A 21,829-nucleotide genomic window follows, 5' to 3' on the forward strand; every position below is an offset into this window, starting at 1 on the left:
AATTACTTTGTCTATGACTATGTAATCACAAGCTGTCAACATGCATAAACATTGTACAAAACATGTTACAAAGTAATGCTATTTCTCTGCTTTTAGCACTCTTTCACACAGGTAGTACAATACAGAGGATCCAAGCAAAGCAAGTGCAGAGAGAATGAATAAGTAGAAACCAATGCCATAACTTACAGATCCAAGCATCGAGAATCCGCCAAACTGCGATTTGAGGGAAGATATCTTGCCATTAATATGGAAAAACTCAAAAATCATAAATACGGCAGCAACACCGCCAACAATCATCATTATTTTTGACTTATTCATAAAAGCAAAAACTAAAGCAACAATAGCAATAATTATATAGAAAATTCCATCGCCAGGAGTGTTATTATTGTTTACAAAATTAAACGACTTGGAGAGACCAAAGCAATTTACAGTGATAAGTGGCAAGAATGGAGCAATAATTGCAACAACAGAAGCTGCCATATAAGCAATCAAGGAGTACTTATGTAAAAGCTCAGGATCTGAATCTTCAATTACTGAATCTATTGTCTCATTAAAATTCTTAAAGCCATCTTTAACAGAATTTAAAGTATCGTTTGCTGGCTGCTGAGTATTTTGAACAGTCTGCTGCACATTTGGGTTTCCTAAGCGATTTCCGCAATTAGCACATACTTGACTATTTGCGTCGTTCTCTTTACCGCAAAAATTACAAAGCATAATTCACCTTCTACTTCAGTTGTTAAGCAATACAACTATTGCATTGCAAATTCGCAACAATTATAACAATCGAACTGACTATAAGACAAATACGGGATTGTCAATCGCAAATATGCTAAGTAAAGTGCAAATGTGGGTTATAGGTCAAAAAGAATCGCCACCCCCAATTGTTATCTCAGGGTGGCGATTGCAAATAGATTGGGCAGCGCTCACGCGTCAACACTCTATCCGTTATCATAATGACTTGGCTAAATTGTAAACGCGATAAAATTTATAAAACAACGGATTCTGGAAACTAGTAGTACCCAAAATCTATCATCGATTCTTTCATAATATTACGAATAAATCAAGAGAATTAATCATTATTAAACATTGTATTCCGCTACAATATGACAAAACATGACTAACAAGCACATGTAGGAAAACACTCTTGTTTTATTACTTATAATCGTACAGGAAGAAATTCACTCACGCTTATTAGAGGATTTACTGCTGCATAGTCCAGCTGATAAGCCAGCTATGCCAGCAGCTAAAGTAAATCCAATGCCAGCAAACGGCACTTGTAAAATAACATTTGTTGCCGCAGTGATGGCGCATATTGCCGAAATAATACCTAATACTCTTGCTCTACTCATAATAGTGGGGAAAATTGAGGAACTAGGGGTTTCAACCAGTACCTTTGGCTGGAATCCACATGATTGTACATTCATCAAAAACGCCACACAGCAAACAGCTGTGCAGCGTTTCGTTTGTGCCTCCGGTGGGACTCGGACCCACAAGCCCGTAAGGGCGTCAGATTTTAAGTCTGATGCGTATGCCAATTCCGCCACAGAGGCAGCAATCAATTATTATGCCATACATCTAAGCAAAGAACAAGCTCAGCGTGTGGCGAGTAACTTTCTTCCCAAATCAATCGTGATTCCGTCAAGCAAACCATGCTCACTTGCAACAAACGTATCTAAAACCCCACCGTGATCCTCATACGCAGCTTTTGCTAATCTCTCCAACACTCGGCTCCAAATCACTGCTCCACCGCCAACAACATCCACACGCCCTGGGTGAATCGTCGCATACGTGCGCCTGCAGTCCTTAGGCATACGCAAAAATCGATTATTAACAGCATAAGCCTGCTCTAATCCAATACGCACACCATCGACAGCAGTATGATCATAATGCTGCAATCCCATAGTCAAAGCAGCCATAGTTGTCACAGTTCCAGAAACGCCAATAATACTGCGAGCTCGTCCTGCAGGAACAACTTTGAAAGCATCATCAATATGCTTGTCAATATCTTCAATCGCAGCTTGAATTTCCTCTTCAGTCGGAGGATCAGTATGCAAATGCCTTTCCGTCATTCTAACGGAACCAACATTCATGGAGTATGCTGCAGAAACCTTGTGCGCTGGCAAGCAGTCACCATCCCCTCCAAGCACTAACTCAGTAGAGCCTCCACCTAAATCAACTACGAGATACGGTGGCTGCAACTCATCGCGAGACACAACGCTTGTTGCTCCAAGGAAGCTAAGAGCCGCTTCTTCGTTACCACTAATAACTTCAGGGCGAACACCAAGCTCATCAATCATCATTTGTTCAAAAATCTCACGATTTTCAGCATCTCGTGTAGCTGAGGTTGCCACAAAACGAATCGCATCAACTGGATGTTCTTTCAAAACTTGCGCAAATTCGTGCGCAGCCTCCCTCACTCGCTTCAAAGCGTCATCTGCGAAACGATGAGTTTCGTCAATTCCCTGACCGAGTCTAACGACGCGAAGCATACGAGGCACAATATCTTTCATTCCATGCTCAGAAACTTGCGCAATTTTTAGTCGAATAGAATTTGTACCGCAGTCAATTGCAGCAACCTGTACTGTTTTTTCTGCGCAAGTAGTCGTTTCACTTTTTACAGCTTCACCCTCTGCAGTTTTAGCCGTTTCGTCTTCCACAACAACTTCCGTTTCAGTAGCATATGCATCATCGCTCCACGGAGTAGTACAGCGGCACACGTTAGGATCAAACTCATCTTTAATGCGCTCTAATACCATGTCACCAATCGGATTTACACCTTTGCCCATTACCAATGTTTGCGCAAGCAAAGCGTGCAAGCATTTAACACGAACTGGCATTCCACCAGCGCTCATCTGACTAATATGCTCCTCACTATCCCCCAAAGACACAGCTAATTCATGACGGAATTCCAAATAATACTTATGTGCACGCTCATATTGTTTCTTTAGATCTTCGTCCGATTGTAATAGCTCGTTATATTCTCGCATAATACCGTCTGCTTCTACGCGAGACACCGCTTTTACAGCTTCAGGACTGGTAAGGTAGCATGTAGTTGGGAATGGAGTGCCATCTTCTAAGCACGGTCTAGTAATAACAGCAAGAGGCCTACCACAAACGCAACGCGCACCAACGGCTACCATTCCTCTAGGGAATCTTCCAAGTTGCTTTTCAACAATTGCACGCTCAGCATCACTCGCAGGTGTAGTAAATAAAGGTTTTACAGCTTCTTTTGGAATATAATTCTTATTACTGTTCTGCATTTTATCTGAACTTTCTTGGCTGTTAGCCATGCGTTTCTACTCCTGTTAAAGCTGTTTTACAAATAAATAATTCTTTACTTTATCAGTTTATATGTTATAAGGATGGCACGGTATCTGGTTTGTCTGCTTTATGTATTGCATACATTAAGTCACTATACCAAGGCAAGACTGAATGAGTCTTAGTTTCGCTATTTTCTTGAGCAAATTCATTCGGAACTTTTCCAGTTACTGCCTCAGGATGCTCTACACGAACAGCCTGCTCACCAGGAAAAATAAAGCCGAGGCGATCTCTAGCTTGAGCGGTAACGTATGCTTTGTCTTTCCATCGGTCAATATTATTATCCAACGTACGCTTTTGTTCACGTAAATCACTTTCTTCACGCTGAAGTGCATGAAGCTCCGACAAGCTTAACGCATAATTTCTAACTGTTGAAATGCATTCAATTGAACCAACGGTAACTACAAAAACCATAAATAAAAACACGAGCGGTCCTGAAAGTAGTCGACGCTGTTGCAATGGTGATACTACATCCTCACCTAATGCCGTTTTACGACGCTTTTTCATAACCATACTCTCTAAATTACTTGATGTATTCGACGTGAAAACATCATGTATTCCGCTAATATCTTACGTGCTTTAGATGCAAAATGCTGTTGTACCACATTTACAGTCACGCTACATTTACAGTCACTCTACATTTATTCGTTATTAAAATTAAAAAACTGACGAACAAAACTGCAAAAAAATATTCAAATTTTTCTACTTAAACCAGTAATTTCTATTAATAACATCGATCATTTCAACTAATTGCTTTGTTTCTGCAATATCATGAGCACGTATTACACGTCCACCAGCCATAAACATCGCTGTTTCTGCAACTAAAGTAACTGGCAAACGATCTTCTTTATCTAAATTAAAAAGCTTCTTACCAAAGCCTTTTCTAGAAATCGCAACCAATATTGGTCTACCAAAACGATGCAATTGATTAATATTGCGCATCATTGCATAATCTTGTTCACCATCAGCAACCTTTGCATAGCCAATTCCTTGATCAAGAATGATCCTATTTAAGTCAACTCCTCCATCAACAAGCATTTTTAAATTATCACTAAAGAATTGACACATAACCTTTGTTAAATTGTCATATTCTGTATCTCTATTGCTATGCATTGTTACTAATCCAACGTTAGAATCTGCCATAAGCTTTACTTTTTCTGGAGAATCAAACGCACGAACATCATTTATAATATCTACGCCAGCTTCAATTGCAGCTTCCATTACAGGTAACTTGTAAGTGTCTACTGCTACAGCAATTTGAGGATAATTTTTGTGAATATACTTAATAGCAGGTATAACGCGACTTATTTCCTCTTCTGGAGTAATTTCTAAATAACCGCCAGGTTTTGTAGTTTGACCGCCTACTTCTATAACATCAGCACCGGCTTCAACTATTTCTTTAATATGGCTATTTACTTCGTCCTCACTTTGGTACTTGCCGCCGTCATAGAATGAGTCAGGAGTAATATTCAAAATCGCGTAAACTATCGGCTTGTCAAGTGTATCAAAGCAGAATCGCCCTGCATTCCACACAATTGCTTTTTGCTTTAATAGCGAGCGCAAACTTGCAAGTAATTCTCGATCTTCGTACCATGCTTTTTCGCATTCTTGCATAAAAGGTTTAAGAGCAATAAGCGGCAAAATGAAGTCAATAGAAGACTCGGAAACTTTGATAGCTGTATCAAAATGATCGAGAAAATCAGCTACTTTGCTTAAATCGTTTTCGCTAATATTTTCCCACGTGCATAAAATTTTTTGATTTACACAAAGATCCTGCAGTAACGCTATATCTGCAATATTTTTAGAAGATGCATTCTCCAAATTGCTTTCAATAATTCGCATTTGTATTCTTTCTTTCTAAAACCTCATATTTAAAAAACTAAATTTATATTCCAAACTAATTAAAAACTTCGCTACTTTCAATAATATTAATCCAATTAGTGTCGCTAGTTTTATTAAGCTTATCTTGGATGAGCTCATGATAATTTGCATCGTCTGCGCTTATTTCGAGCAAAGGAACTAATACAAATCTGCGATTATCTCTTTCTTTGTGCGGAATCGTAAGATTTTCACTTTTTATAGTTTGACCACCAAAATCAATAATATCTAAATCGATTGTTCGAGGACCCCAACGAACTATGCGCTTTCTATGAAGACGCTGTTCAATATCATGAATAAAATCAAGCAATTCAAAAGCTGTTAAATCAGTGTCCAAACGTAAAGCAATGTTATAAAAACTGTCTTGCACTACGTCACCAACTGGTTCAGTTTCATACACTGAAGAAACGATAATATTGCTTATATGCGAATTTTGCTTCAATAGCGAAACAGCTTGGCGCAAATTAAGTAATCTATCACCTATATTGCTTCCAACACTTATGTATGCACTAGAAATCATATTTCCACCCCCCAAAAAAAATAATTCAATTTATAGTTAAAAGTATATATCATAAACAATTAGGACTAGCCAACTTTATAAATTCAAATAATAAATAAGCTAATATCAAAAATTTTTATAACAAAAATGTCGCTGTAAATTCAACACTCTTTAGGAGCAATTAAATCTACAACGACATTTTTCAATACGCTTTTGTCTAAAGTCTGTAAAAATATTTTAGATTCAAAAGTAGTATTTTTTAGTTATTTTATTTTTGACTCATCTACTTTGCTTGAGCTTTACTCAAAATTGTATCTGCAGAATGCTGCAACTTTTGCAACTCTTCTTCAGTCAAGTCAAGTTGGCACTGCTTCACAATACCTTCGCGACCAACGATTGCTGGGTAAGAAAGATAAGAATGGTATTCCTCTCGATAGTTCGAAACAGGCATTTGCTCCTTCGAATCCGAAAGAACAGCATGGACCAGACGAACTGCAGCAGCAGCAATACCGTAATTTGTATACTTCTTTCCGTAGAACACAGTGAAGCCGCCTTGACGAGTTTCTTCATCGACAGCATCTAAATCAATGTTCTTTTCTTTTGCAAACTCAACAATCGGCTGCTCAAGAACCTTAACTGTGGACCATGCAACGAACTGTGAATCACCATGTTCACCCAAGCTATAGCCCTTCACGGCTTTTGGATGCACTCCGAAGAATTTACCAACAGCGCGATGAAGACGTGCAGAATCAAGCAATGTTCCAGTGCCAATAACTTTTTCATAAGGGAGACCGGTTGTTTCTTTATAAAGCTGGCAAATAGCGTCGCAAGGATTCGTAATATCAATTAGAACACCATGGAAGCCAGAAGCTTTAATCTTTGCGCCAACTTCTTCAACTTGAACACGATTATGTTTAAGTTCTGCGAAACGATCAGGATTTGGGACGTCTAAAAGCTTAATATTGCCCATAGCGCTTACGATAACTTCAACATCTTTCAAAGCATCGTAATCATTGACAGTAATGTTTACATTAAAAGGCAAATTGTCCATTGAATCCTCAAAATCCAATGCATCAGCCTTAACCTTAGCTTCATTCTTGTCATATAAGTACAGCTCGTCGGCGTAACCACCAACAACAAGCTGATGAGCAACAGCTGCGCCAACATTTCCCATACCAATAACTGCTACTTTTCGCATAATGAAACATCTCCTTCTGTTTCGATTTTCTCACAAAAATATCACCATTATGCGGAGAATGAAAGTAAATTTAAGAAAAATTTTTTGCGTGTTGTGATTTTTTCAAAAATATTTAATAAAAAACGGTCAGCCGTAAACACGACTGACCGTTAAAACTCAAAGACTCAAGAAGCCACTAAGTTACTTAAAACTAAAAGTTACTTCATATACTTCTTGCAAGCCTTGAATGCGCTGTAACCAGCATACTGAGCGGTAGAACCAAGCTCTTCCTCAATCTCAAGCAAGCGGTTGTACTTAGCAATACGCTCGCCACGAGCAGGAGCACCAGTCTTGATTTGGCCGGTGTTCTTAGCAACAGCAAGATCAGAAATGGTGGTATCTGGGGTTTCACCAGAACGATGGGAAACCATAGAAGTGAAGCCGTTCTTAGTTGCAAGCTCAATAGCGTCGAGGGTCTCGGTAACGGAACCAATCTGGTTCAACTTCACGAGCAAGGAGTTAGCTGCACCAAGCTCAATACCCTTAGCCAAACGCTTTGGATTGGTGACGAGCAAGTCATCGCCAACGAACTGCAAACGATCACCAAGACGCTTGGTGATTTCTGCCCAATCATCCCAGCCTTCTTCCTGGAATGGATCTTCGATGGAAACGATTGGATACTCGTTAATGAGCTTCTCGTAGTAATCGAGCATGTAAGCAGATTCGCGCTCTTCGCCATCGAAACGATACTTACCAGTTTCCTTGTTGTAGAACTCAGAAGAAGCAACGTCAAGAGAAATACCAATCTGCTTGCCTGGCTCATAGCCAGCGGCTTCGATTGCATCCATGATGTACTTCAAGGAATCCTCGTTGGACTTCATCTTTGGAGCGAAGCCACCTTCGTCACCAAGACCAGTAGCCAAGCCTTCCTTCTTCAAAACATTCTTCAAGGTGTGATAAACCTCAACACCAGCGCGCAAAGCATCGCTGTAGGTCGCGAAACCGTAAGGAGAAATCATGTACTCCTGAATATCGGTTGCGAAATCAGCGTGAGCACCACCGTTCATGATGTTCATGTTTGGAACTGGAAGAATGTGACCATTGGTGCCGCCAATGTAGCGGTACAACGGAAGCTGAGCAGACTCGGCAGCAGCGTAGAGAGCAGCGAGGGAAACGCCGAGAATTGCGTTAGCACCAAGCTTGCCCTTGTTTGGCGTGCCATCAAGCTCAATCATCGTCTCATCAAGAGCGCGCTGATCGGTGGCATCCATGCCAATAACCTTAGGTGCGATTACCTCGTTGACAGCCTTAACAGCTTCCAACGTGCCCTTGCCTTGATAACGGGACTTGTCGCCATCGCGACGTTCCCAAGCTTCAGCCTCACCAGTAGAAGCACCAGAAGGCACTAAACCAATACCCTGAGCGCCATCTTCGGTCTCCAAATAAACCTGAACAGTAGGATTTCCACGAGAATCCAAAATTTCGCGTGCATATACGCTTTCAATAGCTGCCACAACTACTCCTTTATACCTATGGGTTGTGATGACTCTTCCAAGATTAGTGCGTTTTATGGACGTTATATTGAGTACCAGCGTATTTATGCCGTGAACGTTCACAATATTTTGATTTAACTCGAGTCATATGAGCCAATTGTATATTTTTAAGCAATATCGTTTATAAATATCGATTTCAAATATACATGTCCATACCCTTGGGAGATAATGACCACAGACACGGGGTGCGCAACTACATCGTGCCAAACAACAATCCATACAGTGTTGCGCTGAGAATACACTCGTTGAACCTGATATAGCTAAAACTATCGAAGGGATTGTCGCATGACTTACAGTTCGCCTAATAAAGCGAAGAACATATTGAAGATTGCATTTAAAGCGGTATCTTCTTTCAAAGTGTGGATTTCAACTATCCTCATTTTGGTTTTGTGGTTTTTTACAACTCTTTCTCCAATCGAAGACCGTTCTTTGCCGTCCCCATATGAAGTAATACAAGCTTTTATTGATTTAAACAACGAAGGCATATTGTTAAAATCCTTAGGAATAAGTATTTTACGAGTTCTTTTAGGACTTTTGTTAGGAATTATTTTTGCTGTTCCTGCAGGCATACTTGCGGGAGGCAGTAAGCTTGGCAATATTGTAGTTGATAAACCAAGCCACATGTTGAGGTCAATTCCATTCCCGGCTTTAGCTCCAATATTAATAATTTTCCTCGGAATAGATGAAACGATGAAAATAGCGCTTATAGCTGTTGGCGTTTTTGGACCTATGTACGTTAATATTCGCGACGGAGTGCGTAATATTGATCCGAAACTTCTCGAATTAGCGCAGGTTTATCACGTTAAAAAATCTACTATTTTTATATCTATTTTGCTTCGCGGTACACTTCCAAGTTTTATGACAGGTTTGCGATTTGCAATATCTGTAGCATGGGTTGCATTAGTGACTTGCGAAACAGTTAATTCTTCTATTGGAATTGGATACATTCTTTCAAGAGCGCAAGAATTCTTTAGGCCAGATCAAATGATGGCATGCGTTATTATGTACGCAATTGCAGGTCTTGGATCTGAGCTTACTGCAAACATATTAGAGTATCTTCTTATACCTGAGCGCAGATTAGATAGAAAATCACGCCAATAATCTAGTAATATCAACATTTTTCTAAAGTTAACTACTTTTTAAAATGCATTAAATTGCTTTTTAAGAATTAGTCAATATTTAGAATCAACAACCAAATAATAACAACCAAACAAACAACAGATAAATAAAACAACAAACAAAAGGAACTATATATCATGACTAATTTAAAAATGCAATTTTCTAAAAAGAGCATTATTGCATTAATCTGCGCTGTTTGCGCAACAGTATCTCTCGCAGCTTGCGGAAGCTCACAAAAATCATCAAGCGCTTCTTCAAAAGAAGACGCTGGAACTATGAGAGTTGCTTATCTTTCAACAGCAAATTATTTAACTACTTTGAAAAATGAGAAATTCCTTCAAGACGAATTTGGCAAATCTAAAGTAGTTTACACTGGTCCTTACACTCCAGTTGATGGTCTTACTGCTGTTATGAGCGGAAATGCAGATGCTACAACTACTGGAACCGGACGCTTCATTGATTTGATTGCTGAAGGACAACCATGGGTAGCTTTTGCGCTCGAATATTACAATGGTGATTCTCAAGGAATCGTTGCATCCGCAAAAAGCGGCGTGAAAACACTAAAAGACTTATACGGAAAGAAAGTTGCTATTATTCACAACGGTGATACTGGCGATTACATGCTTCACCGCGCATTCGATAAAAGTGGTTTAGACGTTTCTAAAGTTAACAAAGTTGAGATGAGCCCTAAGAACTTCCAGGCAGCATTTACTTCTGGACAGATTGATGCAATTTCCTCATTCGATCAGAATCTTGCTGCAGCAATGACAACTCCAGGCGCAAAATTGCTTGTAAATGCTAAAAAGTACGGCAATATGAACGTTACTATTCACATTGTTTCTAAGAGCTTTGCCCAAAAGCATCCAGATCTTGTTAAGAAGATGTACAAGGCTCTTGTTCGCGAAGCAGAAAAGTCTCATAAAGAAAACAATGTTATTGGAAACGCTTACAAGCAGCTCGGAGCAAGCGAAACCATTATTAAGCAAATTGAAAAGTTTGACAATCCAACTATTCGCCCAATCGATGAAAAAGGTTTGAAAATGATGGAAACTCAGGCTAAAGAATACGTGAAATATGGTTTAATTAAGCAAGCTCCAAAGAATTTGAAAGATTCTGTAATGGATTGCACGAAGTAAATTAATCCATATATCTATAAAACACATATCAGTAAAAACAAAAAATTAAATATCAAAATAAAATAATATATAACTGATTAATCAAAATTAAAACAAAGTTATATAACATGCTTGTATAACAAAGTTATATAAATATTATATAAACATGATTTAGAGCAACGCAGTAGGAGTAAATATGAACACTCAAATAGAAGACTATGAGACTAAAGATAACTCTTACTGCGTTACTCTAGAACATATTGGTGTGACTTTTAAAAATAACGCTAAAATATTACGAGATATAAATCTAAATATTAAAAAAGGCGAATTCGTATCTCTAATAGGACGCTCAGGATGCGGAAAAACCACTCTTCTTAAAGTTATTTCAGGATTAATCAAACCTGATTCTGGAACAATAAACGTCACACAACATCAAGCAATAGGTTTCCAAGATGCAAGATTAATACCATGGATAACAGTAAGTAAGAACGTAGTTTTCGGCATGCAAGGAAACAAATCAGAACTAAAATCTATTGCAGAAAAAGCTCTTAACGATATGCAACTTAATAATTGCGGTTCGAAATGGCCATCAGAACTTTCAGGTGGTCAAGCACAACGAGTCTCATTAGCTAGAGCTTTAGTTCATAATCCTGAATTACTACTTTTAGACGAGCCTTTCGGAGCATTAGACGCTTTAACTCGTTTAGACATGCAAGATTTGCTTGATAATCTAAGACAGAAACATGGCTGGACCACGATAATGGTCACGCACGATATTTCTGAAGCAGTAAGACTTTCTGACAGAATTCTTATGATTAAAGACGGAATCATTGAGAAAAACTGGAATATTGATCGAAACCAACTTGATGCACAAAAGCGTCCAAATAATCACGTTGAAATAGAAGACGAGCTTAGAGAAGCGTTACAGTAAAAACGCGAAAAAATAATTGATAAAGGCGACTGCAAAATAGTGGCCGCCTTTATTTATAAAATAAACACAAGAAAATTTACCAAGCAACGTCATCAAGAAGCTGACGCACCCATGAAAGTATTTCATGCTCATGCATTGAACCAGACCCGAGTGAAGATTCAAAAGGAGCTGGAACAATAAGCATATGAGTAAGAGGACGATACTGTAAACCTCTATAAATACGCTTCAAACGCATCATCACAGACTCTTTTGGATCGACGCCAACAACTCGTACTGATTTTCCTTGAGAGCTGATTTGCGTAATACCAATTTCGCGTGCTTTAAAACGCAAACGAGCAACATCACACAAAGACTCAAACTCTTCAGGCGGATTACCAAAGCGATCAAGAAGCTCATCGTGAAGTTCTCGCAAATCACTATTATCCTTAGCAGCAGCAAGCTTCCGGTACGCTTCCAAACGAAGCTTGTCAGAAGCAATATAATCAACTGGAAGAGAAGCCTCAACAGGAAGATCAATAGTTACACAAACAGGCTCAACTCTTTCAGGTTCCTTATATTTTTCAACAGCTTCAGAAACCATACGAACATACAAATCAAATCCGACACCCTCAATGTGTCCACTTTGCTCATCTCCAAGCAAATTTCCAGTTCCGCGCAATTCCAAATCTTTCATCGCAACATCAAAACCAGAACCAAGTGCAGTATGCTGAGCAATTGTTGAGAGTCTATCGTGAGATTGTTGCGTCATAGGCTTTGAAGGATCATACAAGAAGTAAGCGTAAGCACGCTCATGACCTCTACCTACTCGACCGCGCAACTGATGCAACTGGCTTAAACCGAATCTATCTGCGTGGTCGACAATAAGTGTATTCGCATTAGAAATATCAAGACCTGTTTCAATAATCGTTGTACAAACAAGCGCATCAATATCTCTATGCCAAAAATCACGAATAACAGCATCGAGCTGCTTCTCGCCCATTTTTCCATGAGCAATAGCAACACGGACATCTGGCACAAGCTCCTGAATCTTACTTGCAACAGAACTAATATCTTCAACACGATTATGGACGTAAAAAACTTGACCCCCACGCAACAATTCGCGCTTAATACACGCAGCAACTTGAGAATTATCATACGCACCAACGTATGTAAGCACTGGAAGCCTATCTTCTGGAGGAGTTGCGAGAGTAGACATTTCACGAATACCAGTTACAGCCATTTCAAGAGTTCTAGGAATTGGCGTTGCTGAAAGACTTAATACGTCAACGTTTGTGCGCAAAGCTTTGAGCGTTTCCTTATGTTCCACACCAAAACGCTGCTCTTCGTCAATAATAACCAAACCTAAATCTTTGAACTTTATACTAGGATTCAAAAGCTTATGCGTTCCAATAACAACGTCAATGCTTCCATCTTGCAATCCAGCTAAAGTTTCTTCAATTTCTTTAGATGTTTGGAATCTACTCATTGCAGCAACTTTTACTGGGAATCCTTCAAATCGATTTGTAAAAGTCTCGTAATGCTGTTGAACAAGCAAGGTTGTTGGAACTAAAACAACAACTTGCTTAGAATCTTGCACTGCTTTGAAAGCTGCACGTAACGCAATTTCAGTTTTACCAAAACCAACATCTCCACAAATTAAGCGATCCATTGGGATTGGCTTTTCCATATCTGCTTTTACTTCGTCAATAGTTGTAAGCTGATCAGCAGTTTCTTGATAAGGAAATGCGTCTTCCAACTCTTTTTGCCAAGGAGTATCTTTACTAAATGCAAATCCGCGAGATTGCTGCCTTGCTGAATAAAGTTTAATAAGATTTTCAGCAATTTCATGAACATGCTTTTTAGCTTTTGCTTTAGTTTGAGCCCAGTCAGAACCTCCGAGCTTGTTAAGCTTTGGTATTTCGGCACCAATATATTTACTCACTAAATCAAGCTGATCGGTTGGAATAAAAAGTTTATCGTTAGGAGCATTACGTTTGCTAGGAGCATATTCAATTACTAAATATTCGCGAGTTGCACTACCACCCGAAACAGCAATATTACGTTGTTTCATACCAACAAAACGTCCAATACCATGCTGCTCGTGCACAACGAAATCACCAGGCTTTAGTTCCATTAGGTCGATTGCTTTGCGCCTGCGTTTTGGAGTTTTTAGTTGAGCTGATGCAGAAGATTTACCTGTCAGATCACGCTCTGTAAGAATCGCGATACGCGAAGCATTATCAATGAAGCCATCCGAAATACTTGAGCGCACTGTAGTAAATTCATGTACACCAGTTGCATATATAGCGCGCCTCAAGCGTGCAAGAGTACCAGAAGCCGCTGAAGTAATAGTTACAGCAAAACCATTGTCAACAAGAGAAGTGATACCTCCAGAAACTTTCGATTCATCTCCTCGAAACTCTTGTGGCGCAGATGCTGGCAAAGCAATATTTCCATAAATTTGATTGTCAACACCAAAAGAAGTTAATTTCCATACGTCATGATTAGACAATTCTAACGATGAAATCGTTTCATCAAAATCCAAGAAATTAGCTTGATCGAACGTTATTGGAGCTCCAGAACCGTGACCAGAAGCAGCAACATGCCAACTAGCTGCTAAGAATTCATTAGCTGTAGCAGTTACGTCATCTGCAGCTCTACGGCATTTTTCAGGATCAGATAGAATAATAACAGATTCCTTTGGAAGCATATTTTGCACTGATTCCATGCGATCAACTAGTGCAGGCAACAAAGACTCCATACCTTCTACAGGTATAGAATTTGCGATTGATTCAAGCATATCGTCAGCATTTGGAATTGCGCCAATAAGAGAACGCGCACGCTTGCAAATTTTTTCCGTAATCTGAAGCTCACGACAAGGCGTAGCCCAAATACTTGCAATATTATTGCCATAAGTGCGCTGATCAGAAGCATGAAATTGCTTTATAGTATCAATTTCATCACCAAAAAATTCAATTCTCACAGGATGTGTCATCGTTGGCGCAAAAACGTCAATAATTCCACCGCGAACAGCAAACTCTCCGCGTTCCATCACCAAATCAACACGAGTATATGCGTTTTCTACCAAACGTTTCACAGCATATTCAAGAGTTAATTCTTTTCCGCACTCAAATAACAAAGGATCTATATCACCAATGCCTTCAACTACAGGCTGAATAAGCGATCGCACAGGCATAACCAACACGCGAATCGGACCAAAAAGTGATGTGTTATTTTCAGGATGGCAAAGCCTACGAAACACTGCAATCCTGCTAGCAACAGTATCTGCTCTAGGCGAAAGCCTTTCATGAGGTAACGTTTCCCACGCTTCTAATTTAGCAACGTCTTGAGCATCACCATCGTACCAATCACGTACAGATGCAATAAAATCTTCAGCATCTCTACTCGATGGAACAATAACAACAACCGGCTTTTTCTTAGCTAATGCAGCAACAATAGCAGAACGAATGCCAATAGGAGAAGAAATTGTTAAATCTCCACTTATTGAATCTAAATCTTTACGATTTTTATTTGCACTTTCGCAACAATAATCAGATATCGCATCAAGATTATATTCAGATAAAGCTTTAAAAAGTGAATCCTTAGTTGATAAATCATTAAGAATATCTCTCAAGCTTATTACTGAAATATCATCAGTCTTATCATTCTTGTTGTTTTTGATATTAGACCTGCTATCAGCGGCCATTAAACTTCTCCTGCGTTGCTGCTAATCCATGGAAAATAATACTTTCTGCAGCATCAGCACCATCTGCTAAAAAGTTTGGAAGATCAGATTTTTGAGCTGCAGCAAAACCTCCAAGAACCCAATTGACAGTATTATCGTGCGCGTGAGCACCACGCTGTGCATGACCAACACCCATTCTCACTCGAGAATATTGAGGAGTACCAAGAGAGCGGTCTATAGAACGAATACCGTTATGTCCTCCAGCAGAACCTCCTGCTTTTACTTTAATGCGCCCAAAATCTAAATCCATATCATCGTGAATTATCACAATATGATCCGGTTCTATTTGATAATAGGAGCTTATAGAAGATACTGCAGCACCAGAATCGTTCATAAAAGTCAACGGTTTAGCAAGGAAAAACTTTGCTACGCGACCATCAAGATTCATAACACCTTTGCCAAGTTTAGCTAAACCTTTGTGATCCGAAAGAGATACTGACCAACGTTGTGCCAAAACGTCTGCAACCATAAAACCCATGTTGTGTCGAGTACCCTCATATTTTGTACCAGGATTTCCTAAGCCAGCAATAAGCCAAAAATCCGATGCCATGGCAGACCACTCCCCATTCAAATATTTAGCAAAACAACAAAACGGGCGCATCGATTATAGCTGAACGTAAAATTACAACTATTCGATACGCCCTTATATACTTCAGCCTATTCTATCAAGACTCAAGTCATTATGTTATTTATTTCAAAAATTCGTCAGTAGACAATTCTTTTGCTTGCGGAGTTTTATGAGTTACTTTGCCTTTAGAATCAGTGTAAGCACCTTCCTTACTTAAGAAGTTAAAGTAAGCTTGAGCGCCTTTAACATCAGTGGTTCCGAACACAAATTTTCCGCTCTTAATATCCGCGCGATTGCCCCAATATTGACCGTCAACAATCATCTTCATGCTACGTTTAACAAACTTTATGTCAAGATTAGCATCTTTTGCTTCTTTCACAAGAATTTCAGAAGCCTCATCAGGATGTTCATAAGCATATTCATATCCGCGCTTTGCAGCTTTAACAAACGCTCGAACAAGCTTAGGATCTTTAGCTACAGTACGCTTATTTGCAATTATTCCAATAGTATCTGGCTGACCTGGCACACCGTAGTCGCCCTCCATGAAGCAGCGAAGCTTTGGTCCAAACATTTCAGACTGCACGCCTTCCCAAGTGCCGTAGAAGCCACCAAAATCAGCTTTGCCAGATTCAAGAGTTCTAAAAGTTGAAGTTCCAACAGTAACTTTGTCGAACTTACCTTGACCGCCATCGTGTTGAATCATCCTACGAATTACAGCATCACCTTCAGCTGAACCAAAAGTTGCAAAAGTACGACCATCAAAATCTTTTGGAGAATGAATCTTATTGTTCGAAGCAAGTGAACACCAAATAGCACTTGGCTTTTGCTGAACTTGCATAACTTGCTCAAGATTTGCTCCCTTTGTTGAAAAATCAGCAGCATTTGTCAAAGTACTAAGAGCAAAATCAGCAACACCACTATCAACTGCATGTTCCGAACCAGTCTGAGCAACAGCAAGTATATTGACATCTAATCCGGCATCTTTAAACCATCCTTTATGCTTAGCAACATAAATACCAATATGATTAGTATCCGGTGCCCAAAATAGCATAAACGACACTTTACGAAGATTTGCATTCTTACTACTACTTGCAGATCCACATGCCGAGAAAGAAAATACGCAGCACGCAGAAAGAATAAACGCAAGAGTACGCTTTACAATACGCATATTCATGAGTTCCCTACTTTGTTTCTTGTACCGTTCTTCTGGGAAAGTGACACGAACTCGGCAGAAAACGGTAACAAAGGGCCTAGCCCGCGCCGTTCAATGCCCCTGAGCAGATTCAATCTGCTACAGTTTGCCACACATTGACTCACGAAACATTTAGATTATGCACGATTAAATAGACAAATAAAAATAATGTACACTATTAAATTCACAGAAGTTGTGCGCTTCTAATAGAATGTACATGCTGTTTGTAGTTTTAAATAATTCGATTGGGGCAGCAATCGAAGTCCTTTAAAGAAAGGAATCGAGTTTTCATGACGCAATCGCGTTTTAAACGTATGCTAATTAAATATCTGCCAACTGTATTTTCTGTAATAGTTTTACTTGTTTTTTGGCAGTATTCATGCGAATATTATAAAATTTCGGAAAATTTGATTCCAACACCATCTTCAATTGTTCAATCAACAGCTGACGCTTTGCCAACTCTATTACCTGCAGCATTAATTACAACACAAGAAACAGTTATCGGTTTTTCTATTGCAATAGTAGTTGGAATTCTTTTAGGTGTTATTTTCCATGTTTGTAAGCTTGTTAAATCTGCTTTATTCCCTCTTTTATGCGCAGCGCAAACTATGCCATTAATTTCTATTGCGCCAATTTTTTTGATTTGGTTTGGTTTTGAAATATCGGGGAAAATTGTAATAGTAATGGTTTTCAGCATGTTCCCTATTGCTGTGCAAACTATACGAGGTCTTGACGCCGTTCCAAGTTTTTATACAGATGTTGCTTTAACTTGTGGAGCAGGTAGAACTTGGACTTTGTGGCATGTTAAATTAAGGGTTGCAGCTCGCCAAATTTTTGGTGGCATACGTATTAGTGCAGCTTATGTTTTTGGAACTGCTTCAACTGCGGAATATCTGGGAGCCAAAGATGGGCTAGGAATTTGGCTTCAATTCGCTTATAACTCATTTAGAACACCACTTATTTTTTCTGCAACAATAGTAATAATAATTCTTACTGCGCTTCTTATGTGCATTGTTAACGTTTGTGAAAGAATTATGATTGGTTCAGCAGACGAAGATGATGACCCAGATAGCCAATTGTGAAATTGCATTAAAACAGCACATGTGAGTTACAAAAGTGACGAAAATAACGCAACATTCGCTACTTTTGTAACTCACAAACTGAGATATTAATGAAAACTTACTACTTACCTGATTCTTCTTTCATTGCTTCATTAATAGCATCGCTCAGCTCTTTTTGCGCCTTTCCGTAAGCTTCCCAGTTTCCGGATCGCATAGCAGAATCAGAATCTTTTAACGCTTGAGCTGCACGTTTAAGTGCTTCTTTAGCTTTTTGGCTCATAGAATGAGATTTTTCTGAATTCTTAGACTCACTTTCCTTAGAGCTACCTTCTTTAGAATCAGCATCCTTAGATTCATTACTTTCAGCAGCATTGTTTGAAGAAGAATTATTAGAAGCATCACCAGCCAAAGCACCCGAGTTTCCGCCAAATACTTGATTAAGTGCTTCATCTAACGTATCTGCAAATCCAACTTGATCTCCAAACGCAACTAACACCTTCTTAAGCAAAGGATAGCTAGTAGAACCGCTAGATTGCACATAAACAGGCTCTACATAAACCAGTCCTCCACCAAGAGGTAATGTAATCAAATTGCCACGTTTAACTTTAGTAGAACCGGATTCAAGCAAATTCAATTCTTTAGAAACATTTGCATTAGCGTTGAAATTATTCTGAGCTTGGCCAGGTCCTGGAACATTAGATATCTTGGGTAATTCTTGCAAACGAATCTTACCGTAATTTGAACCAATCTTTCCAGGAGTATCCCCCGCATCTGAATCAACAGACAAGAAACCAGTCAATATTTCACGCGTACTTTTACCAGCTGGAATATAAGTAGAGACAAGCGAAAATACTGGTTTCTTTGCGTCTCCAGTTTGCAAAGTCAAATAGTATGGAGGTTGCAAAATATCTTCTTTTTGTGCTTTTTGAGATTCAGTTGGATCAACAGGAATCTGCCAGAAGTCTTCTCCAGAGAAGAATTGACTTGCGGTATCGACGTGATACTTTGCTAATAAGTGACGTTGAACTTTAAACAAGCTTTCTGGGTAACGCAAATGCTTCATCAAATCACCAGAAATCTTAGAAATGTCATGATAGTGACCTGGGAAAATTGATCTCCAAGCCTTGATTACAGGGTCTTTCGTATCCCACACATACAAATCAACAGAACCATCATAAGCATCAACTGTAGCTTTCACAGAATTACGGATGTAGTTTGCGCGTTGATTAGTCAATCCTTTAATAGAATGAGAAGTTGTTGTTGTGGAATCTTGAGTTACCTTACCAAAATCAGTCATCTGAGAATAAGGGTAAGAATCAGAAGTAGTATAGCCATCAACAATCCACTTAACGCGACCATCTACTACTGCAGGATAAACTCGACCATCCAAAGTTAAGTAAGGAGCAACCTTAGACACGCGTGTCTTAGGATCACGATCATACAAAATTTGAGATTCAGAAGTCACACGATCAGAGAAAAGAATCTGATCAGACCCAAACCTAATTGCATGCAAAAGTTTAGAGAAGAAATTGCCTAAACTTGGACCACCATTGCCATTAAAAGTAGTTAATGCACCTTGAGAACCAGTCGGATAATCAAACTCCCATGGAGCTGTCCCTTTTGGAGATCCAACGATAGAATACTCAGGAGCATTCGGAGAGAAGTAAATACGTGGTTCATACTTTTGCGACTTAGTAAGTTTGCCTTGAGCAGGAATACCGTACTCCATGAATTGCGGCTGACCATCTGTAGTTACTTTATTTCCGTAGGCTGCAACAATTCCGTAGCCATGCGTATAAACTGTATGATCATTAACCCAGTTTCGATTATCGTTTCCAGCTAAATCGAGTTCACGTGCAGCGATAACTGTATCTTGACTTACACCGTCAATATCGTATTTATCAACTGAAAGCGTATCTGCGAAAGTGTAGTATTGCTTCGATTGCTGCAATTGGCGGAAAGTTGGAGACGTAACTTGTGGATCTAACAAACGAATTTGCGCAGTTGACTCTGCTTCTTTTGATAATGCACCTGATTTACCTTTAGAAGTAGCGTTATACGATTCTTTCTTTACATTATTTAGACCGTAAGCAAACTTTGTAGCATCGATATTACGCTGAATATAAGTAGCTTCCAATTCCTGAGCATTAGGAGCAACTTTAAATCGCTGCACAAGTGCCGGCCAGGCAAAAGATATAACAATTGAGCAAACAATCATAAAAGCTAAAGCAATAGTCGGAGTTTTCCAAGCTTTTACAGCAGTTTTAAAACGCACTGAAATTGGTGCTTCTACAGATAAAGCGTGAGATTTCATAAACCAAAATGCAATAACAGAACCAACTAACACTGTAATTACTGCCATAACTATGCTTCCAGGAACTCCAGCATTCATATCCGTGTATGAACCGCCAGTAATACGAGGACCGTCAAGAGTTACAACAGCAAACATGTCTAAAATTTGCTGAGCTGCCCACGTCAAAATCACAAGCATAAACCATACAGAAATTTGTCTACGTGCTCGTTTTGTAATACTTAATATGCCTTTACCGTCGATAGGCATACTAAAACGAATTGCTCCCATAAGAACATGCGTAATAATAGAGAAAACAAGGGATATTACCAATAAGAGCACAAATGCGCTTATAAATAACCTTAATCCTGGTAGTACGAATACATAAAACCCATTGTCAATTCCAAATTGCGGATCCTTAATGCCAAAAGGTTGGGCGTTAAACATTAACAAAATTTGCGCCCAATGATTGTAGAATTTAAATCCAAATACCGCGCCTACAATCAATGAAAAAATTCCTGCAACATGCAAAGCAAGCTTTGAACTAATTCCCTGCTTTAAATCAATAACATTGCCTTTAATTCGAATATAAGTTCCATCTGCATTGCTTGGACGCGCTTTTATTGCCAAAGCTGCAGACAAGTAGCCAAAAGCAGACATTAATATTGCATAAAGCACCCAAACGCCTACTTTTGCTGCAAGTTGAATCCAAATAACGCTTTCAAAGCCTAGCTGTGAATACCACATGCAATCAGTTATGAACCTTGCGAGAGCAAATATTGCAGCTATAGCAAGCACAACGATTAACAATACTATCGCAAGAATCCACCGCCATCTTCTTGAGCCGCCAATAAATTTACCTACATTAAACTCTAATCTCATAGAACGCTTATGCTCCTTATTTTCAGTGCTCTTATAATCGCTTTTATTGATATTATTACTTTCGCTATTTTTTGGAAAATCGCCTTTGTTCTCTAGTTTTTTCTTAGCTTCTAATAAATCACTAAAGAGGTCACCAAAGTCACCATCATCACTATAATAGTCTGCCCAATCTTCTATTTTTTTTGTAAACTTTGAAAAAGTCTTACCTTTGTTTTCACTATTAGAATCGTCTTTAGCATCCTCTTTAGAATCGTCTTTAGCAACAACATCATCACTTTTATTATCTTCATCAATGCTTTCTACAATTACATCTTGCTCAATAGAATCAGTAGAATCGTTATCTTGTTGGCGCTTTTTCTTTCCGTCGCTTGTATAATCGGCACGCTTATGCGTCTTAGTATTTTTAGGTTTTTTAGCCATATACACGCCAAAAGCAGCCCATGCAACGCCAATAATTATTTCTATGATGAGTTTCAACATAAAGTTAATAGTACTATATTAATTATTCCCACTCTACATATT

General features: G+C 39.0%; 16 protein-coding genes, 1 tRNA gene and 1 riboswitch. Of the genes, 4 read left to right on the forward strand and 13 right to left on the reverse strand.

Going from position 1 to position 21,829, the window contains the following annotated elements:
• Nucleotides 1-78: 78 nt before the first annotated feature.
• From HXT38_RS03065 to eno, 9 genes are all read right to left on the reverse strand, one after another.
• On the reverse strand, nucleotides 79-714 hold the full coding sequence (locus HXT38_RS03065) for a zinc ribbon domain-containing protein (RefSeq protein ID WP_004119400.1): 636 nt from the start codon (nucleotides 712-714) through the stop codon (nucleotides 79-81).
• 464 nt (nucleotides 715-1,178) lie between these two features.
• Entirely contained in the window at nucleotides 1,179-1,349 is a 171-nt protein-coding gene (locus tag HXT38_RS03070; RefSeq protein WP_410297094.1) for a hypothetical protein, read from the reverse strand.
• Between the two features lie 117 nt (nucleotides 1,350-1,466).
• A tRNA-Leu gene (locus HXT38_RS03075) sits at nucleotides 1,467-1,550 on the reverse strand.
• A gap of 42 nt (nucleotides 1,551-1,592) precedes the next feature.
• Entirely contained in the window at nucleotides 1,593-3,260 is a 1,668-nt protein-coding gene (locus HXT38_RS03080; protein ID WP_421792033.1) for a DUF501 domain-containing protein, read from the reverse strand.
• A 94-nt stretch (nucleotides 3,261-3,354) separates the two neighbouring features.
• Nucleotides 3,355-3,831: an FtsB family cell division protein gene (locus HXT38_RS03085; RefSeq protein WP_004106839.1), complete on the reverse strand. Its 477-nt coding sequence runs from the start codon at nucleotides 3,829-3,831 to the stop codon at nucleotides 3,355-3,357.
• 189 nt (nucleotides 3,832-4,020) lie between these two features.
• Nucleotides 4,021-5,160 (reverse strand): dihydropteroate synthase, encoded by a 1,140-nt coding sequence (gene folP / locus HXT38_RS03090; RefSeq protein ID WP_410295054.1) that lies wholly within the window; start codon nucleotides 5,158-5,160, stop codon nucleotides 4,021-4,023.
• Between the two features lie 55 nt (nucleotides 5,161-5,215).
• A complete protein-coding gene (folK, locus tag HXT38_RS03095) occupies nucleotides 5,216-5,716 on the reverse strand; it encodes a 2-amino-4-hydroxy-6-hydroxymethyldihydropteridine diphosphokinase (RefSeq protein ID WP_004119382.1) in 501 nt (166 codons plus the stop codon).
• A gap of 262 nt (nucleotides 5,717-5,978) precedes the next feature.
• Nucleotides 5,979-6,893 carry an L-lactate dehydrogenase gene (locus HXT38_RS03100; protein WP_004106846.1) on the reverse strand — a complete coding sequence of 305 codons (915 nt, stop codon included), beginning with the start codon at nucleotides 6,891-6,893 and terminating at the stop codon, nucleotides 5,979-5,981.
• 197 nt (nucleotides 6,894-7,090) lie between these two features.
• On the reverse strand, nucleotides 7,091-8,386 hold the full coding sequence (gene eno, locus HXT38_RS03105; RefSeq protein ID WP_004106847.1) for a phosphopyruvate hydratase: 1,296 nt from the start codon (nucleotides 8,384-8,386) through the stop codon (nucleotides 7,091-7,093).
• Nucleotides 8,387-8,596: 210 nt separating this feature from the next.
• Nucleotides 8,597-8,721, forward strand: a riboswitch (TPP riboswitch).
• Between eno and HXT38_RS03110 the strand changes: the two genes are divergently transcribed.
• The 3 genes from HXT38_RS03110 to HXT38_RS03120 all read left to right on the forward strand — a co-directional run bounded on the left by HXT38_RS03110 (nucleotide 8,711) and on the right by HXT38_RS03120 (nucleotide 11,590).
• The gene (locus HXT38_RS03110) at nucleotides 8,711-9,526 is read left to right on the forward strand and encodes an ABC transporter permease (protein WP_064340336.1); all 816 of its coding nucleotides are present in this window, start codon (nucleotides 8,711-8,713) and stop codon (nucleotides 9,524-9,526) included. It overlaps the preceding riboswitch by 11 nt.
• Nucleotides 9,527-9,681: 155 nt before the next feature.
• A complete protein-coding gene (locus HXT38_RS03115) occupies nucleotides 9,682-10,680 on the forward strand; it encodes an ABC transporter substrate-binding protein (RefSeq protein ID WP_421791594.1) in 999 nt (332 codons plus the stop codon).
• Between the two features lie 175 nt (nucleotides 10,681-10,855).
• Nucleotides 10,856-11,590, forward strand: coding sequence for an ABC transporter ATP-binding protein (locus HXT38_RS03120; protein ID WP_421791596.1), 735 nt, complete (start codon nucleotides 10,856-10,858; stop codon nucleotides 11,588-11,590).
• 76 nt (nucleotides 11,591-11,666) lie between these two features.
• Here HXT38_RS03120 and mfd read toward each other — a convergent pair whose 3' ends face one another.
• The 3 genes from mfd to HXT38_RS03135 all read right to left on the reverse strand — a co-directional run bounded on the left by mfd (nucleotide 11,667) and on the right by HXT38_RS03135 (nucleotide 17,056).
• Nucleotides 11,667-15,275 (reverse strand): transcription-repair coupling factor, encoded by a 3,609-nt coding sequence (gene mfd / locus HXT38_RS03125; RefSeq protein WP_421791598.1) that lies wholly within the window; start codon nucleotides 15,273-15,275, stop codon nucleotides 11,667-11,669.
• A complete protein-coding gene (gene pth / locus HXT38_RS03130) occupies nucleotides 15,265-15,864 on the reverse strand; it encodes an aminoacyl-tRNA hydrolase (RefSeq protein WP_004111397.1) in 600 nt (199 codons plus the stop codon). The genes mfd and pth overlap by 11 nt, the downstream gene beginning before the upstream one ends.
• Before the next feature lie 139 nt (nucleotides 15,865-16,003).
• On the reverse strand, nucleotides 16,004-17,056 hold the full coding sequence (locus HXT38_RS03135; RefSeq protein ID WP_004106862.1) for an ABC transporter substrate-binding protein: 1,053 nt from the start codon (nucleotides 17,054-17,056) through the stop codon (nucleotides 16,004-16,006).
• Between the two features lie 308 nt (nucleotides 17,057-17,364).
• On the opposite strand from HXT38_RS03135, the gene HXT38_RS03140 reads away from it, so the two are divergent.
• Nucleotides 17,365-18,156 (forward strand): ABC transporter permease, encoded by a 792-nt coding sequence (locus HXT38_RS03140; RefSeq protein ID WP_116971367.1) that lies wholly within the window; start codon nucleotides 17,365-17,367, stop codon nucleotides 18,154-18,156.
• A 100-nt stretch (nucleotides 18,157-18,256) separates the two neighbouring features.
• Here HXT38_RS03140 and HXT38_RS03145 read toward each other — a convergent pair whose 3' ends face one another.
• Nucleotides 18,257-21,787, reverse strand: coding sequence for a UPF0182 family protein (locus HXT38_RS03145; protein WP_421791601.1), 3,531 nt, complete (start codon nucleotides 21,785-21,787; stop codon nucleotides 18,257-18,259).
• Nucleotides 21,788-21,829: the final 42 nt, after the last annotated feature.

The sequence above is a fragment of the Gardnerella sp. DNF01157 genome, assembly GCF_049244225.1.
In the GTDB taxonomy this organism is placed as follows: Bacteria; Actinomycetota; Actinomycetes; order Actinomycetales; family Bifidobacteriaceae; genus Bifidobacterium; species Bifidobacterium leopoldii.

What these genes read in the sequence shown, in the direction of transcription:
- HXT38_RS03145 (WP_421791601.1), bottom strand. Translation starts at nt 21,787, where the DNA reads ATGTTGAAACTCATCATAGAAATAATTATTGGCGTTGCATGGGCTGCT.
- HXT38_RS03115 (WP_421791594.1), top strand. Translation starts at nt 9,682, where the DNA reads ATGACTAATTTAAAAATGCAATTTTCTAAAAAGAGCATTATTGCATTA.
- folP (WP_410295054.1), bottom strand. Translation starts at nt 5,160, where the DNA reads ATGCGAATTATTGAAAGCAATTTGGAGAATGCATCTTCTAAAAATATT.
- HXT38_RS03065 (WP_004119400.1), bottom strand. Translation starts at nt 714, where the DNA reads ATGCTTTGTAATTTTTGCGGTAAAGAGAACGACGCAAATAGTCAAGTA.
- HXT38_RS03070 (WP_410297094.1), bottom strand. Translation starts at nt 1,349, where the DNA reads ATGAGTAGAGCAAGAGTATTAGGTATTATTTCGGCAATATGCGCCATC.
- pth (WP_004111397.1), bottom strand. Translation starts at nt 15,864, where the DNA reads ATGGCATCGGATTTTTGGCTTATTGCTGGCTTAGGAAATCCTGGTACA.
- HXT38_RS03085 (WP_004106839.1), bottom strand. Translation starts at nt 3,831, where the DNA reads ATGGTTATGAAAAAGCGTCGTAAAACGGCATTAGGTGAGGATGTAGTA.
- mfd (WP_421791598.1), bottom strand. Translation starts at nt 15,275, where the DNA reads ATGGCCGCTGATAGCAGGTCTAATATCAAAAACAACAAGAATGATAAG.
- HXT38_RS03135 (WP_004106862.1), bottom strand. Translation starts at nt 17,056, where the DNA reads ATGAATATGCGTATTGTAAAGCGTACTCTTGCGTTTATTCTTTCTGCG.
- HXT38_RS03100 (WP_004106846.1), bottom strand. Translation starts at nt 6,893, where the DNA reads ATGCGAAAAGTAGCAGTTATTGGTATGGGAAATGTTGGCGCAGCTGTT.
- HXT38_RS03110 (WP_064340336.1), top strand. Translation starts at nt 8,711, where the DNA reads ATGACTTACAGTTCGCCTAATAAAGCGAAGAACATATTGAAGATTGCA.
- folK (WP_004119382.1), bottom strand. Translation starts at nt 5,716, where the DNA reads ATGATTTCTAGTGCATACATAAGTGTTGGAAGCAATATAGGTGATAGA.
- HXT38_RS03080 (WP_421792033.1), bottom strand. Translation starts at nt 3,260, where the DNA reads ATGCAGAACAGTAATAAGAATTATATTCCAAAAGAAGCTGTAAAACCT.
- HXT38_RS03120 (WP_421791596.1), top strand. Translation starts at nt 10,856, where the DNA reads ATGAACACTCAAATAGAAGACTATGAGACTAAAGATAACTCTTACTGC.
- HXT38_RS03140 (WP_116971367.1), top strand. Translation starts at nt 17,365, where the DNA reads ATGACGCAATCGCGTTTTAAACGTATGCTAATTAAATATCTGCCAACT.